At 50.9% G+C, this 15,209-nt stretch carries 13 protein-coding genes; 10 read left to right on the top strand and 3 right to left on the bottom strand.

What is annotated here, in order from left to right:
• Window positions 1-172: 172 nt before the first annotated feature.
• From IXB28_RS04400 to ilvD, 3 genes are all read left to right on the top strand, one after another.
• Window positions 173-1,126, top strand: coding sequence for a phosphoribulokinase (locus IXB28_RS04400; RefSeq protein WP_215617323.1), 954 nt, complete (start codon window positions 173-175; stop codon window positions 1,124-1,126).
• A 362-nt stretch (window positions 1,127-1,488) separates the two neighbouring features.
• On the top strand, window positions 1,489-2,796 hold the full coding sequence (locus tag IXB28_RS04405) for an adenylate cyclase (protein WP_215617324.1): 1,308 nt from the start codon (window positions 1,489-1,491) through the stop codon (window positions 2,794-2,796).
• A gap of 130 nt (window positions 2,797-2,926) precedes the next feature.
• Window positions 2,927-4,612, top strand: coding sequence for a dihydroxy-acid dehydratase (gene ilvD / locus IXB28_RS04410; protein ID WP_215617325.1), 1,686 nt, complete (start codon window positions 2,927-2,929; stop codon window positions 4,610-4,612).
• Between the two features lie 104 nt (window positions 4,613-4,716).
• Here the strand turns inward: ilvD and IXB28_RS04415 are convergent, their stop codons facing one another.
• A complete protein-coding gene (locus IXB28_RS04415) occupies window positions 4,717-5,289 on the bottom strand; it encodes a Uma2 family endonuclease (protein ID WP_215617326.1) in 573 nt (190 codons plus the stop codon).
• 212 nt (window positions 5,290-5,501) lie between these two features.
• Between IXB28_RS04415 and IXB28_RS04420 the strand changes: the two genes are divergently transcribed.
• A complete protein-coding gene (locus IXB28_RS04420) occupies window positions 5,502-5,912 on the top strand; it encodes a hypothetical protein (RefSeq protein ID WP_215617327.1) in 411 nt (136 codons plus the stop codon).
• A 27-nt stretch (window positions 5,913-5,939) separates the two neighbouring features.
• Here the strand turns inward: IXB28_RS04420 and IXB28_RS04425 are convergent, their stop codons facing one another.
• Window positions 5,940-6,542 (bottom strand): Uma2 family endonuclease, encoded by a 603-nt coding sequence (locus tag IXB28_RS04425; RefSeq protein ID WP_215617328.1) that lies wholly within the window; start codon window positions 6,540-6,542, stop codon window positions 5,940-5,942.
• 129 nt (window positions 6,543-6,671) lie between these two features.
• Window positions 6,672-7,877, bottom strand: a complete 1,206-nt coding sequence (locus tag IXB28_RS04430; RefSeq protein ID WP_215617329.1) for a phosphoglycerate kinase — start codon at window positions 7,875-7,877, stop codon at window positions 6,672-6,674.
• 178 nt (window positions 7,878-8,055) lie between these two features.
• On the opposite strand from IXB28_RS04430, the gene IXB28_RS04435 reads away from it, so the two are divergent.
• From IXB28_RS04435 to IXB28_RS04460, 6 genes are all read left to right on the top strand, one after another.
• On the top strand, window positions 8,056-8,454 hold the full coding sequence (locus IXB28_RS04435) for a universal stress protein (RefSeq protein WP_215617330.1): 399 nt from the start codon (window positions 8,056-8,058) through the stop codon (window positions 8,452-8,454).
• A gap of 93 nt (window positions 8,455-8,547) precedes the next feature.
• A complete protein-coding gene (gene ylqF / locus IXB28_RS04440) occupies window positions 8,548-9,462 on the top strand; it encodes a ribosome biogenesis GTPase YlqF (RefSeq protein WP_215617331.1) in 915 nt (304 codons plus the stop codon).
• A gap of 399 nt (window positions 9,463-9,861) precedes the next feature.
• Window positions 9,862-11,022, top strand: a complete 1,161-nt coding sequence (locus tag IXB28_RS04445; RefSeq protein ID WP_246559660.1) for a glycosyltransferase family 4 protein — start codon at window positions 9,862-9,864, stop codon at window positions 11,020-11,022.
• 35 nt (window positions 11,023-11,057) lie between these two features.
• Window positions 11,058-13,139, top strand: a complete 2,082-nt coding sequence (locus IXB28_RS04450; protein ID WP_215617333.1) for an ABC transporter ATP-binding protein — start codon at window positions 11,058-11,060, stop codon at window positions 13,137-13,139.
• A 65-nt stretch (window positions 13,140-13,204) separates the two neighbouring features.
• Window positions 13,205-14,203 carry an Npun_R2821/Npun_R2822 family protein gene (locus IXB28_RS04455; protein WP_215617334.1) on the top strand — a complete coding sequence of 333 codons (999 nt, stop codon included), beginning with the start codon at window positions 13,205-13,207 and terminating at the stop codon, window positions 14,201-14,203.
• Between the two features lie 13 nt (window positions 14,204-14,216).
• A complete protein-coding gene (locus IXB28_RS04460; RefSeq protein ID WP_215617335.1) occupies window positions 14,217-15,158 on the top strand; it encodes an Npun_R2821/Npun_R2822 family protein in 942 nt (313 codons plus the stop codon).
• Window positions 15,159-15,209 lie beyond the last annotated feature (51 nt).

Raw genomic sequence — 15,209 nt, forward strand, 5'->3', positions numbered from 1 at the left:
TGAAAAAGCATAAAGCCTGGTTTTTCAACGGTTATGAGTATTTTTACTCACTAATTCTAAGGATCCCAAAGCGTATTCCTAGACACAGACTTCTTGAGCCCAGTACCGTTGGTGCATAAGATAAAGCTAACGACTGAGTTTAAGAAAATCTAAAGGAGCAGGAGGTATCCCTATGGCAGAACGCCCAATTATCCTTGGTATTGTAGGAGACAGTGCCGCCGGTAAAACTACTCTGACTCGCGGGATTGCTCAGGTTCTGGGTGAGCATGACGTAACAACCATTTGTACTGACGACTACCACCGTTACGATCGCCAACAGCGTAAAGAAATGGGAATTTCTGCGCTGCACCCCGATTGCAACTATGTGGACATCATTGAGCAGCACCTAGAGCTGCTTCGTCAGGGCGAACCTATTCTGAAGCCCATCTACAACCACACCACCGGTGAGTTTGATGCGCCAGAATATATCGAACCTAAGAAGTTTGTGATCGTTGAAGGCTTGTTGGGCTATTCTAGCCAGCGAGCTCGCAACGCTTACGACGTTAAGGTCTATCTAGCTCCCCCCGAAGATCTGCGCACCAAGTGGAAAATCAAGCGTGATACGCGCAAGCGTGGCTATGACGAGACTGCTGTATTAGCTGCCTTGGCTGCCCGTGAGCCCGACTCCGAGGCCTTTATCCGTCCCCAGCGTAAGTGGGCTGATGTGGTAGTCACCTTTTACCCCCCAGAGAATCCCGAAGAAGCGGCCAACGATCTGCTGCTCAACGTGAATCTGATTCTGCGCCCCACGATCCCTCACCCCGATTTCACCGACATCCTCGATAGCGACTTGGGTAAGGCGATTCGTCTGGGGCTAGAGCGTGACATGGGTAAGCCTGTGGACGTTCTATCCATCGATGGCCATGCCACTCCTGAGCAGGTTCAGCAGCTAGAGCGCACCCTGTGCAGCGATGTCCCTTATCTGGGTCAGTTCTGTAGCCTCGAAGGCAACCAGGAAGTGGGTAAGATTGTCGGCACCACCGGTGAAACTTTGCAGAGCTATCCCCTAGCCCTGACTCAGCTTTTGATCACCTATCACATGCTGATGGCCATGGGGAGTGCTGGCAAGGTTAAGGTCGCTGCATAAACAATTCCGTTGCTAATTCTTTGCGGGATGATTCTATTTGCCACATTTAGGCAATCCGCCAGTGGTGCAGGTCGTTTTATCCTTTGGGTTAGCAGCGGTAGGTGCCAAGCCTATGCTTGGCCGTAGGTGCCAAGCCTATGCTTAGCCGTAGGTGCCAAACATAGGTTTGGCCGTGGGCCTACTGACAATTTTGGAAAAAACGCTCTCCAGAGAGAATCCGGAGGGCGTTTCTTTTGGTGTTTGGCCAGCCATAGCCATTAAGGGAAAACCAGCTTCTGGGTAATGTACGAGTGCCGGAGCCCATGCCGTATGCCACAATGGCCCTGCATCATCATGTTGCGTGGCCTTAGGCCTGCTCTACCATGTTTCGTCTTACCCGGTTACCCGCTATTCACCAGTTTGCTAACTATGACCAGTGGCGTCATCGATTTATGCAGCGGCGACTGCGGCTAGGGCTTGTCTTTGGGTTACTGTACTTTGTCTCTTTTTTACCCCTAGACGCCCTTTCCTATTTTTCTACGGGCCAGGATCCATTCAAGCTGTTGTGGATTGGTATGAACCTAATTCGCATCCTATTGCTATGTCTGTGTTTATGGCTGATGCGAAAACAGGCCTATCAACCCCGCCGGGTGATGGTTGTTTTTTTGTTGGCATCCTGGTCTATCAATCTTTTACATCGATTCTATGAAACGTATCAGGGCGTGGTCACCAACACCCCGATTTCGGATCCCGATCTGTTTAGTTGGGCACTCTCATTCATTGCTCAGGCCACTTTAGTGCCGGTGGTTTGGCCGTTGCATCTGATCTCTCAGGCTGTGGCCATCGTGTATTATTTTGGCGTGAATACGCTGCTGGGGTTGCAGGTGGCTACACCGGGGGTGCCCACGGCAAAGTTGTTGCTCAATACATTTTGGATTTGTTGTATTTGCAACGTTTCTGTTTATTTCTATGAGCGCCTCTCGCGACAAAACTTTGCGATCAACCGCCAGCTACTGGAGGCCCAGGAAAAGTCAGAACGGTTGTTGCTCAATATTTTGCCTCGCTCCATTGCCGAACAGCTTAAGCAGGGGCCCGAAATTATTGCAGAGAGCTTTTCTGAGGTGACGGTGTTGTTCGCCGACATTGTGCACTTTACCCAGCTTACGGAGACCCAGCCCGCTGTGAAAATTGTCGATTTATTGAATCAAGTGTTTTCGCGGTTTGATCAGTTGGCGGAACGTCATGGTTTGGAAAAAATTAAAACCATTGGTGATGCGTATATGGTGGCCGCAGGGTTGCCCCAGCCGACGACCAACCATGCCGCTGCGGTGGCCGCCATGGCGGTGGAAATGCAGGAAACGGTGGCGGAGTTTAATGCCGAGACCCAGCAGAATCTGGCCCTACGCATTGGCATTCACACAGGGCCTGTGGTGGCCGGTGTGATTGGTTTGAAAAAGTTTGCCTACGATCTGTGGGGCGATACGGTCAATACGGCTAGTCGCATGGAGTCCCATGGGTTACCTAACCAGATTCAAATTAGTGAAGCCACGTATCAACATTTGCAGACCGAACATTATGAGTTTCGTTCGCGAGGCCCGATTTTAATTAAGGGTAAGGGGCAGATGGTGACCTATTTATTGGAGCCCTGTGGGACGGATATTCATTTGGATCGAGTCATTGTATCGCCCTAGGCTGGCTGGTTGCTGTTGGGCGAAAACAACTGGAACTCGCTAACTTATTTTTTCGCTGCTGCGACATAATCTGTCTCCGTCCCTAATCTGTAACAATATAGGGTCTGTATGGATCGCGAAGGAATTAACCATGGCTGACAATCGTAAAAGCCGCGCTATTACCCAAGGGGTACAACGTTCGCCCAACCGTGCCATGCTACGGGCCGTGGGCTTTGGAGATGATGATTTTAAGAAGCCCATCGTTGGCCTGGCGAATGGCTATAGCACCATTACCCCTTGCAATATGGGGATTAACACCTTAGCTCTGCGGGGGGAAGCGGCCCTGCGGGATGCCGGTGCCATGCCCCAGATATTTGGCACCATCACCATCAGTGATGGGATCTCCATGGGCACCGAGGGGATGAAGTATTCTTTGGTGTCTCGGGATGTGATTGCGGACTCCATTGAGACGGCCTGCACGGGCCAGAGTATGGATGCGGTGTTGGCCATTGGTGGCTGCGATAAGAATATGCCGGGGGCGGTGATTGCGATCGCACGCATGAATATCCCCGCCGTCTTCGTCTATGGCGGCACCATCAAACCCGGCCACCTCGATGGCGAAGACCTCACCGTGGTCAGCGCCTTTGAAGCCGTGGGCCAATACAGCGCCGGTAAAATCGACGAAGAACGCCTCACCGCCGTCGAGAAAAACGCCTGCCCCGGTGCCGGTTCCTGTGGCGGCATGTTCACCGCCAACACCATGTCCTCCGCCATTGAAGCCATGGGCTTAAGCTTGCCCTACTCGTCCACCATGGCCGCCGAAGACGAAGAAAAAGCAGAAAGCACCGAAAAATCTGCCTATGTTCTCGTAGAAGCGGTGCGTAAGCAGATTTTGCCCAGTCAAATTCTCACCCGCAAAGCCTTTGAAAATGCCATCTCCGTCATTATGGCCGTGGGCGGGTCCACCAACTCCGTGTTGCACCTATTAGCCATTGCCCACACCATCGGCGTCAAACTCACCATCGACGACTTCGAAGAGATTCGGCAGCGGGTGCCCGTTTTCTGTGACCTGAAGCCCTCCGGTCGCTATGTGGCCACCGACCTACACAAAGCAGGTGGTATTCCCCTGGTGATGAAGATGCTGCTAAAGCAAGGTTTGCTCCATGGCGATGCCCTCACCGTCAGCGGTCAAACCATCGAAGAAGTGTTGGCCGATATACCCGATACCCCCAGCCCCGATCAAGACGTGATTCGGCCCTTTGGTCAACCCATGTATGCCCAAGGCCACCTGGGTATTTTGAAAGGCAACCTGGCTACCGAAGGGGCCGTTTCTAAACTGACCGGTATCAAAAAACGCGCGATTACTGGACCTGCCAGAGTTTTCGAATCAGAAGAAGATTGTTTAGACGCAATCTTAGCAGGCAAAATTAAAGCCGGTGATGTGATTGTTGTGCGCTACGAAGGGCCAAGGGGTGGTCCCGGCATGCGAGAGATGTTGGCTCCCACATCGGCCATCATTGGTGCAGGGCTAGGCGATTCCGTCGGCCTGATTACCGACGGTCGTTTTTCCGGCGGTACCTACGGCATGGTGGTGGGTCACGTAGCCCCTGAAGCCTATGTGGGGGGAACCATTGGCCTAGTGGAAGAGGGTGACTCTATCACCATCGATGCGGATCAGCTATTGTTGCAGCTGAATGTGTCGGATGAGGTGTTGGCCAAGCGTCGAGAAGGATGGTCTGCCCCTGAACCTCGCTATAAGCGCGGTGTGCTGGCAAAGTATGCCACCTTAGTCTCGTCTAGCAGTCAAGGTGCCGTGACCGATAAGGATCTGTTTTAGAGCAATCAACACTGCCTAGCTAACCTGTTTCTCAGTATCAACAACCTTTCTGATGGGACAAAGCTCCTGTTAGGAAGGTTGTTTTTATGAAGTGTTAATCTTCTCTACGTTGATAACATGTCAGCCGCTGTCAGCGTCCAATCGGGAAACGTCTTAGAAACAACGACCGTGTTATCCATAAAAACGGATGCTTCGTAGCCATCAGCTGTTAAAAACAATACGGTTACCCGTTGGTTTTCTGGATCGACAATCCAATATTCTGGAATTCCTCTCCATTCATATTGGTTGCGTTTTTCGATATAGTCGCGTCGATGGTTTTCTGGCCCAGGGCTGACTACTTCTACCACCAACATGGGTGGGTGCATATCTAGACGAATGGCCGATTGTCCAGAGGTTTTTAACTGTTCTAAATGCTCTGGTAAGAGTACTGTGATATCTGGAAATCGGTTTTTGGGTTGCCCTGGCATTTCAATGGCAAGCTGATGGCTGCGTACCCGTCGGAAGCCGACTAAGTCTGACAGTGCGAGATCCATGGCCCGAGCGATAATTACGTTTTCGTCAGACCCGTGGGGGATTTCTATCAGTTCTCCGTTGGTTAGCTCATAGCGTGCTTCTGTATCCTTACAATGGGCAAGGTAGTCATCAAAGGTTTTAAGTTTCGGCTTAGCTTGCACCATTGGATATGGCCTCGGTGCGCAAACATTTCTATCCTAATTCAGGACTATCGTGACAGTCTTAAAATGGAGATGTGATTTTACAGTGTGAAGCAAATAATGGCTTCTATTTTTTCCCTAGGTTAATAGGCTAGGACTTGAAGAGCTTAAGCGGTTGAAGCTGAAACTAATCTCCAAGACATTCTGGTTAAAATATTTAATAAGAGGGATTGTTTGTGGGAAATAAAATTCGCTACCTTAATACAGATCTTGAGCTGGTTTCTGCAAGCGATCTCACTTCTCTGGTTTCTGTTTTTGAGGCGATGGATCTTTGTATACTTCACTGTGCTCAGTATGACAGACTTTGGTATGCAACCCTGGAAGTGTCTTCTCAATATGATGAACCGGAAGCTACCATTGCTGAAATGCTGGCTGTTATTGAATCATTAGATCGGGATAGTCGAGCTATATGGAATAGCTGTACGAAGCGCGAGTTTGACATTGGTTATGAATGTTCTCAATCATCGAAGCCTGTGCAGCAGAATCTTTCTAGTCAACTACTTAATCGTATTGCTACTGTCAATGCCTCATTGGGCATCACTCTATATTCCACATTGACGAGTGAAGAACCAGTTTCTACCCGATAGGTTTTGTAGAAAGACTCAACAATATTGTTACCAAATTTTCGCCATAGCTAATGTGAAATCTGGTAGTTCTGGATCACCTGGAACTACATCAGGATCCTTTAAAGTCTCAACAGGTCGGTCTGGGCGATAAACATAAACTGTTTTATTTTTGCGATCAATCAAAAAGCCCAAGCGCAAACCATTGTCTAAATACTCCTGCATTTTCTCTTGCAGACTTTTCAACGTATCGCTACTAGAACGTAGTTCGATAACAAAGTCCGGACAAAGTGGAACAAACGCAGCTTGCTCTTCAGGAGACAGTTGGTTCCAACGCTCAAGGGTTATCCATGCCGCATCGGGTGAACGTGTTGCGCCATTGGGTAGTGTAAAGCCACCAGATGATTCAAACCCAATTCCTGTCCCATCCTTATCTGCCCAGTTAAACAGTTGCTGTACTAAACGCCCATTACTGTGGCTAGTATCTGAAAAAGCAGGTGGCGTCACAATAATTTTCCCTTGGGCTGTCCGTTCAATGCGTAATTCTCGATTTACCAGGCAGAAGTCTATAAAGTCTTGCTCCGTCATGTTAGCCATAGTAGGTAACTCGATGGCTAAGGGTGCATTGAAGGAATTCACATGTAGTGTGCTCATAAATACTAGTGCCCAGAAACCTATCTAACGACCTATTTATAGGTTAGCTCAAAATAAAAAGCCCCCACCGGCCGGCAGGGACTTTCTTAAAAACATTCTCCTAAAAAGAAGAAGGCTTTAGGCTAAGACTTACTTGTCATCAAGAGCAGCAATACCAGGAAGAGTCTTGCCTTCTAGCAGCTCGAGGCTAGCACCACCACCGGTGGAAATGTGGCTCATCTTCTCAGCAACGCCAACCTTCTCAACGGCAGCAACGGAGTCACCACCACCGATGATGGACATGCAGCCAGTGGCAGTAATATCAGCCAAGGTGTTAGCCACAGCTTCAGTACCGGCAGCAAATTTTTCGAACTCAAATACACCCATGGGGCCATTCCAGATAACGCCCTTACAATCAGCAAGAGCTGCCTGGAATACCTTGATGGAGTCGGGGCCGATGTCTAGACCCATCCAACCATCGGGAATTGCTTCAACGCTAACGGTTTGAGCATTGGCATCGGGGGCAAAGTTGTCGGCAACAACAACGTCGGTGGGCAGCAATAGCTCAACGCCCTTCTCTTTGGCCTTAATTTCTAGGGCCTTAGCCAGCTCTAGCTTGTCTTCTTCCACCAGAGACTTACCCACAGCAAGACCACGGGCCTTGTAGAAGGTGAAGATCATGCCGCCGCCGATGAACAGCTTGTCTACTTTCTCGAGTAGAGTTTCGATGACGCCAATTTTGGAGGACACTTTGGAACCACCAACAATGGCTGCGAAAGGACGCTGGGGGCTGTCCACAGCGCTCTGTAGATACTGAAGTTCCTTTTCGATTAGCAGACCGCTAACGGAAGGGCTGAGGTACTCAGTCACACCAGCAGTGGATGCGTGGGCACGGTGGGCAGTACCAAAGGCATCGTTAACGTACATGTCAGCGACGGATGCCAGGTTCTTCGCAAACTCAGGATCGTTGCTGGTTTCGCCGTCGTAGAAACGTACGTTTTCTAGTAGGGCAACCTGACCGTCGGCCATACCGTCTACGGAAGCTTTAACCGCATCGCCGATGCAGTCGTCGCACTTGATCACGTCCTGGCCCAATAGCTCAGATAAACGCACGGCAACGGGCGTTAGACGCATGGCGTCAACCACCTTGCCCTTGGGACGACCAAAGTGGCTGCAAAGGATAACCTTTGCGCCTTTGCTGGTTAATGCTTGGATGGTAGGCAGAGCGGCCCGAATCCGAGTGTCGTCTGTAATTTTGCCCTGATCGTCAAGGGGCACATTGAAGTCTGCCCGCATCAGCACGCGCTTACCTGACAGATCAGCCGCGGACAAATCAGTTACGGATTTCTTTGCCACAGAACTATCCTCCTTATCTCCTAATGCAGTTTTGTAACGTTACGTACGTCCCACTTCAAAGCTAGGACAAGCTTGATTACCCTAGGTGTTAAAGCGTTAATACATTTTCTTTACTCAATAGGTATTATCGCTTATTGCGGCTCGGATTTTTGATCGAAGTCTAGGGTTTTCCCTCGTTATGTTTAAGAACGTTCTCTTTCCGATAGATGCCAGTCCAGAAGCGCAACAGGCGGCATTTAAGGCGGCTGAATTGGTGAAGCATCATCAAAGTCATTTGATTTTACTATCAGTCGTTGAACCCTCTAATGACGCCCATCCTGAACAAGCGTCCCCAGAGGCAGTGGCTCAGTTACTGGAAAAGGCGAAAACTGTATTTACGAATCAAGGAATTGATACGGAGGCGATTGAGCGGGAGGGTAATCCGGCCTTTGTGATCTGTGATGTGGCGGATGAGCTGGCGGCGGATCTGATTGTGATGGGCTGCCGTGGCATTGGGTTAACGCCGGAAGGTCAGTCGGAGAGTGTGAGTGCTCGGGTGATTAACCTGGCGCCCTGTCCGGTGATGGTGGTGCCATAAAAGGCGCGGGGAGTTGACTATTCAAACCCCATTGCCCACTCCCCTTACACCGCTGACCGCTAAAATAGATTGCCGACCTCATCTTGCGTCCCTATGTCTTCGCCTTCTATTCAGTGGTACCCGGGCCATATTGCTAAGGCGGAGCGTTCTTTGAAAGAGCAGCTAAAGCGGGTGGATGTGGTGTTGGAGGTGCGGGATGCGCGGATTCCGTTGGCCACACACCATCCGGAGGTGGATGGCTGGATTGGTGAGAAGGCGCGGGTGCTGGTGCTGAACCGGGTGGATATGATTTCGCCGGAGGCGCGGCAGGCTTGGCAAACGTGGTTTAAGGAAAATGGGCAGGCGGCCTACTTTACCAATGCGAAGCAGGGTAAGGGGGTGCAAAATTTGCTGCGGGCAGCCCAGGATGCGGGCAAGGCGATGAATGATCGTCGTAAGAAGCGGGGGATGAAACCGCGTCCGGTGCGGGCGGTAGTGATTGGGTTTCCCAATGTGGGTAAGTCGGCGCTGATTAACCGGTTGCTAAAGCGCAAGGTGGTGGCCAGTGAACGGCGGGCTGGGGTGACGCGGCAGCTGCGCTGGGTGAGGATTTCGAATGAGATTGAATTATTGGATGCGCCGGGGATTATTCCGCTAAAGCTCAACGATCAGTCGGCGGCGCTGAAGCTGGCAATTTGTGATGACATTGGTAATGCGGCCTACGATACGCAACGGGTGGCGGCGGCATTTGTGGATTTGTTGTTGGGGTTGGACCAGGTGGAGCGGGCCGATGGGGGCTACGGGGATGCGATCGCAGCGCGCTATAGCCTGACCCTTGTTTCGGATGCCGGAGAGCCTTACACAGGGGAGAGCATCCTCGCCAACCTATCTGCACGGCACAATAACGACCTAGAGCGGGCGGCCCATCAACTGCTAAACGACTTTCGCAAAGGCATCTTGGGTAACCTAATACTGGAGCTGCCGCCCATGGAATCCAGCGTAGTGATGTCATCTACCTCACACGGGTAACACACCTTTAACCTAAGAACCCGGTTGTCAATGTAAATCTTAAACAAAGATAAAAACCGTCTGCCGTTTGAGGTTACGGGCTGAGATAGGATGCGGGTTAATCGGGCAAACTTGATGCAAATGCTGTTTGGTGAACAGACCGTGTGTTGTCGCTGATTTGAAGACAGCGCGATCTGAATGCCAGGGCCTAGCAGTTTGTGTCAAATCGGGGCGTCGCTGATGCGCTGTGGTTCAGGTCCGGCTTGCTCCTAAATAGATTTTAGGTTCGCTGATTAATGGCCATGGCCGATTTCGGCAGCGTCTTATTGTTTACAGGGGGAGATCAAAATAACGGTGAACTCATCCAACGCTTCAGCGCTGAAGGTGTCAGTAGTTGCCCCAGACGTTTCTGGTGGTGGCATGACCCGTGTTTACCTGGTAAGCCAGATTTTGCAACGCTTAGGGTATAGCGTAGAAATAGTTGGCTGTCAGTTTGGGCAGAGCATTTATCCCCCTCCCCCAGAAAATTTGCCCGTTATCCCCGTTCCCGGTAAACCACTGCCTGGATTCATGAGCTCCGCCACCCAGCTGTTGAGCCAAATTCGGGGCGACATTATCTACGCGATTAAACCTCGCCCCACCAGTCTGGGCATAGCGCTACTCAAAAAGTTTTATACCCGCCGCCCCGTTTTTCTAGATATTGATGATTGGGAGCTCAGCTGGTTCGGTGGCGATGGCTATGACTATCGGCCATCGCCAAAGGATTTTGTGCGAGATTTTCTCAAGCCAGATGGGGACTTGAGGGATATGGGGCACCATTACTACGTGTCTTTAGGGGAGCGCTGGGTCAATCACGCGGATGTGGTCACGGTTAATAATCAGTTTTTACAACAAAAGTTTGGCGGCCATTATTTACCCAATAGTAAAGACACCCATATGTTTGACCCAGCCCGCTTTGACCCGGCGGCTAGCCGTCAAAAATATGGGCTATCTGACTATCGGGTCCTGATGTTCCCGGGCACGGCTCGTCCCCATAAGGGGTTAGAGGATGTGCTGATGGCCTTAGATCAGCTCAACCAACCGGACCTGCGTTTGGTGATTGTGGGTGGGCGCAAGCCCGATGGCTATGAAGACGACCTCATGGCCCGGTGGCCCCAGTGGTTGATCAAGCTACCCCGGTTTCCCATGGAACAAATGGCGGAGGTGGTCGCGGCGGCCCATGTGGTGGTGGTGCCCCAGCGGGATACACCCACGGCCAAGGCCCAGTTTCCCATCAAACTAACGGATGGCATGTCCATGGCTAAGCCTATTTTGTCGACCCACGTGGGCGATATTCCTAAAATTTTAGGCGATACGGGGTATCTGGTAGCCCCCCATGCACCGGAGGAGTTAGCAAAAATGCTACAAATAATTCTTGATAACCCCGATCAGGCAGCAGCCCAGGGAAGCTTGGGACGGGAACGCTGCATACAGCACTACAGCGTTGATGCCATGGCTGAGCGTTTGGGGCCGCTACTTGAGCGGTATGTCAGGCGGTCCTCCCCTCATGCCTCGCCATCCGCTCACTGCTCCTCTTCCTAAACCTTGCATCTATAGCGTCCCCGGCCTAACTATTTATGTCTTCCACCCGTTTACTTGCTCAGTCGCTTTTTAAATATCCAGTTCTTTTATTTTTTACAGTTCTATTGGGGTTCTCTGGGGCGCTGTTTAACGGTGTGAGCACCCTATTAATTTTGCCAATTTTATTGGAGCTGCTGGGGCAATCGGCTAGCTCTTCCGGGGCATTGCCGCCCATTTTGCAGAAGTTTACGAGCCTGTTTGATGGCCTGCCAGAGGATGCCCGTTTGCCGGTGATGGCAGCTACGGTGGTGGCGGTGATCATATTTAAGAGTTTGTCGACCTATGCCAGCGCCTTGTCGGCGGGGGCCCTGAACCGCAGGTTGGCCATGTCCCTACGGCGGCAGGGGTTGCGGCTGCTGTTGGATGTGGATTTAGGGTACTTTGCCCAAACCAAAATTGGGGATTTGATCAATCAGCTAAATGTGGAGGTTAATCGTACTACCATTGCGATTCGCAATTTGGTGCGCATTGCCATTGTGTTGGTCACCATTGCGGTGTTTTTGGGGTTGTTGTTGTTTACCTCATGGCAACTGACGATTATTTCCATGGTGACCCTGGGGTCAGTTACCCTGCTGAACCAGTTTGTTGTCAAACGCTCTAAGGTGCTGGGTAAGAGACTGTCTACAATCTCTAAGGCCTATTCATCCCGTGTGTTTGAGGTGCTCTCAGGCATTCGTTTGGTCAAATCGACGGCCAATGAGGAACGGGAATATGACTATCTAGACCAAATCATTATTGAGCGTGAAAGTGCTGAGTTTAATTCTCAGCTAATTTTTGCCGGCATTGGCCCGTTCAATGAAATCATCAACATTTTGGCGCTGATGCTGATTGCGGTGCTGGGTCGCGTGGCCTTTAGTAATCAGCTCGAACTGTTTTCGGCGTCGCTGCTCACCTACCTGATTATTTTGTTTCGGATGCTGCCGTTCATTGGGCAGCTCAACAGTCAGCGCAGCACCCTAGCGAATACGTCCGCCAGTGTCGAAATTGTTACGGCGCTGTTGCGGCGGGATGATAAGCCCTTTATGCCTAGGGGGGCAAACCGCTATCGCCCCTTGCAGCAGGGCATTCACTTTAAACAGATTCGGTTTAGTTATCCTAGCCACGATAAGGAAGTTTTAAAGGGGATTGATTTGTTTTTGCCAAAGGGGCAAACCCTGGCCTTGGTGGGGTCGTCTGGGGCGGGTAAATCCACCCTGGCGGATTTGCTGCCGCGCTTTTATGACCCTACGGACGGCACCATTGAGCTGGATGGGGTGGATCTAAAAACCATTGATCTCCAAAGCTATCGGTCGAATTTGGGCATTGTTAGTCAGGAGACGTTTTTGTTTAATACAACCGTGCGGGACAACTTGCTCTATGGCCGACCGGAGGCAACGGAGGCGGAGCTGATCCAGGCGGCGAAGCAGGCCAATGCCTATGAGTTTATTCAACATTTGCCCGATGGGTTTGACACCATGATTGGCGATCGCGGGGTGTTGTTGTCTGGCGGCCAGCGCCAGCGTTTGGCCATTGCCCGGGCGCTGTTGCAGGATCCAGATATTTTAATTTTGGATGAGGCCACCAGTGCCTTGGATACGGTGTCGGAACGGTTGGTGCAAAATGCTATCGATGATTTAAGTCGCGATCGCACCACCCTAGTCATTGCCCACCGCCTGTCCACCATTTACGAAGCTGACCAAATTGCGGTGTTAGACCAGGGCAAGGTGGTGGAGGTGGGCACCCACGGAGACCTACTGGAAAAGCGCGGCGCCTATGCCCGGCTCCACGCCATGCAGTTGGCTAAAAATGTGCGGGAAAATGGCTCCAGTAGTTTGGCTTCGACAATTTTGCCCATCTATCGCAAAGCCATTGGTCAATCGTCCTATGAGCTGCGATCGCAGCTTAATTCCATGATTGGCTTAATCGCCCTGATTCAGGAAGATGTGGATGATCCCTACGAACAGGCAGAACTGATGGTCCATGCCCAAAACATTGCCCTTGACCTACTGAGCGTGGTGGAAAATCTTGAATCCATTACCAAGCCAACGGTAAAGAGTTCATCATCACCGCTGGCGAGATCAGCCACATTTAAGCCCTGATGAATACACTGGATACCGGTGTTGACTGTAATTTTATAAGCCTTTTGTATACATCCTAGCTATTTATGAAACGCGGCATCTATACTCTGGCCAACGATGTTGTTTATGACCAGTTAGTGGCTCTGCTCAACAGCATTGAACAAAACTCTGGCCATATTCCAGTTTGCGTCATTGCTTACAACGATGACATTGAGCGGGTGGCCGCTGAAGTGGCGGGGCGGGACAATGTGTCCCTACTCAACCAGCCCGAACTGTTCAAATTTTGGGAAGACTTTTCGTTGCGGGTGTGGCAAACCCACCCAACGGCGCTAAAGCAATGGAAAGACGCAGGCGTTAAAACCCAGTTTTACCGGGTGGGGGAAAACCATCGCTACGTATCATTTGACCCGGCTGCACCCTTTGATGAATTTATTTATTTAGATGCGGATACCCTGGTACTACAGCCCTTGGACTTTATGTTTGAGCGCCTATCCCAGGCCGATGTGGTGGTCTATGACTTTCAGTTTAAAGACCTGAGCCATATTTTTAATGTGCACTCCGACAAGCTCTCGACGGTGTTTTCCGAAGAGAGACTGAAGCGAGATATTTTTTGCTCTGGGTGTTATGCCTCGAAACGGGGCCTCTTTTCTAATGCAGAGCTAGACCATGTGGTAGACACCCTAGGCCAGGGCAATGCGGAGGTTTTATACATGGGGGCACCAAATCAGTCGTTGCTCAACTATATGGTGCAAATCAACAACCACAGCGTGCACAACGTGGCCCTGGAGTGGCGGCCTGAGGGCAAAGCCACGGGCAATGCGGTGTCGTCGAAGCACTTTGAAGAAAAAGACGGGTTGGTGTACGACCATGGTAAGCGGCTGAGCTATCTCCACTACATTGGGCTGTCGTCTAAGCTATTCCGTCGTTTGTGCGGGGGGGAAAATATTGACTTTCCCTATCGGCGCACATTTCTGCACTATCGCTATTTACACGGTGCGATGCCGGTTTTTGAAGGGGTACCCAAGGCGTATAACCAGCCGCCATCTTTACAAAAGCGGTTGTTGAAAAAAATTGGTCTGGCCTGAGGAGTATGCATCCATGACTAACTCAAAAACTCGCGGTGTGTATATTGTTGCCAATGGTAAGGTGGCGGAAAATGCGATCGCACTCCTGGCCAGCATCCGGGCTCATGATCCGGATGTGCCGGTATACATGATTCCTTTTAACGATGACTACCAAAACCTATTCCAAAAACTCAATACCCTGTATCAGGTGCAGCTGTTTCCCGACCTGGAGTTTCTAGAGGCCTTTACCCAAAAAATCAGCGACATTTTCCCCAGAGACTTTCTGGCCCTACCCAACAAAATGCGCAAGCTGGCCGCCTGGTTTGGCCCCCTGGATGAATTTCTCTATGTGGATACCGATATTCTCTTTTTTGAACCCATTGGCAATACCCTAGCCTATTTAGATCGGGCCGATTTTATCTGTTGCGACTACCACTTCAAGGGGCGCAAGCTGCGGGATGTGTTTTCCCCCAGCGTCATAGAGCGGGGTATTTTTCCAGCGGATATCGTCAATTCCCTATTCAACAGCGGTTTGTGGGGCTCCAAAAAAGGCACCATCACCCTGGAGCAAATGTATGCCCGGTTGGGCGAATGTGCCCAAAACCGCGACTACTTTGATTTTTCGGGGGGCACCACCGACCAGCCCGTCATGAATTATTTGGTGCTGAATAGCATCGACCAACGGTTGAATATTACCCAGGTAGAGCCAAATGAACCCGGTAGCTGGGGCGGCATGAAACACTTTGTTCCCCGCGATCATGTGCTCTATGACGGGGACACTCGGCTGCGCTATTTGCACTGGGCCGGAACACCCATGAGGCCGGGCGGTCCCTACCGGGATCTTTGGGAATATTATCGATATCTAGATGAGCCGGAGGCGCGTCCGCCTGCGGGGGACTCCACAGGGGCTTCACCCCAATCGGTGCATCGATTAAAAACAATGCTGCGACGGTTGACCCAACGGATTAAACGTTGATCCGTATTTTATTCTCCATTGCTCGGTGTTTGGCGATGGTGATCGATGGTT

Origin of the sequence: Leptothoe kymatousa TAU-MAC 1615, assembly GCF_018739865.1 — a bacterium.
Classification (GTDB): Bacteria; Cyanobacteriota; Cyanobacteriia; order Phormidesmidales; family Phormidesmidaceae; genus Leptothoe; species Leptothoe kymatousa.

Coding starts and splice junctions, on each gene's coding strand:
- IXB28_RS04400 (WP_215617323.1), top strand. CDS start 173: ATGGCAGAACGCCCAATTATCCTTGGTATTGTAGGAGACAGTGCCGCC.
- IXB28_RS04405 (WP_215617324.1), top strand. CDS start 1,489: ATGTTTCGTCTTACCCGGTTACCCGCTATTCACCAGTTTGCTAACTAT.
- ilvD (WP_215617325.1), top strand. CDS start 2,927: ATGGCTGACAATCGTAAAAGCCGCGCTATTACCCAAGGGGTACAACGT.
- IXB28_RS04415 (WP_215617326.1), bottom strand. CDS start 5,289: ATGGTGCAAGCTAAGCCGAAACTTAAAACCTTTGATGACTACCTTGCC.
- IXB28_RS04425 (WP_215617328.1), bottom strand. CDS start 6,542: ATGAGCACACTACATGTGAATTCCTTCAATGCACCCTTAGCCATCGAG.
- IXB28_RS04435 (WP_215617330.1), top strand. CDS start 8,056: ATGTTTAAGAACGTTCTCTTTCCGATAGATGCCAGTCCAGAAGCGCAA.
- ylqF (WP_215617331.1), top strand. CDS start 8,548: ATGTCTTCGCCTTCTATTCAGTGGTACCCGGGCCATATTGCTAAGGCG.
- IXB28_RS04445 (WP_246559660.1), top strand. CDS start 9,862: ATGACCCGTGTTTACCTGGTAAGCCAGATTTTGCAACGCTTAGGGTAT.
- IXB28_RS04450 (WP_215617333.1), top strand. CDS start 11,058: ATGTCTTCCACCCGTTTACTTGCTCAGTCGCTTTTTAAATATCCAGTT.
- IXB28_RS04455 (WP_215617334.1), top strand. CDS start 13,205: ATGAAACGCGGCATCTATACTCTGGCCAACGATGTTGTTTATGACCAG.
- IXB28_RS04460 (WP_215617335.1), top strand. CDS start 14,217: ATGACTAACTCAAAAACTCGCGGTGTGTATATTGTTGCCAATGGTAAG.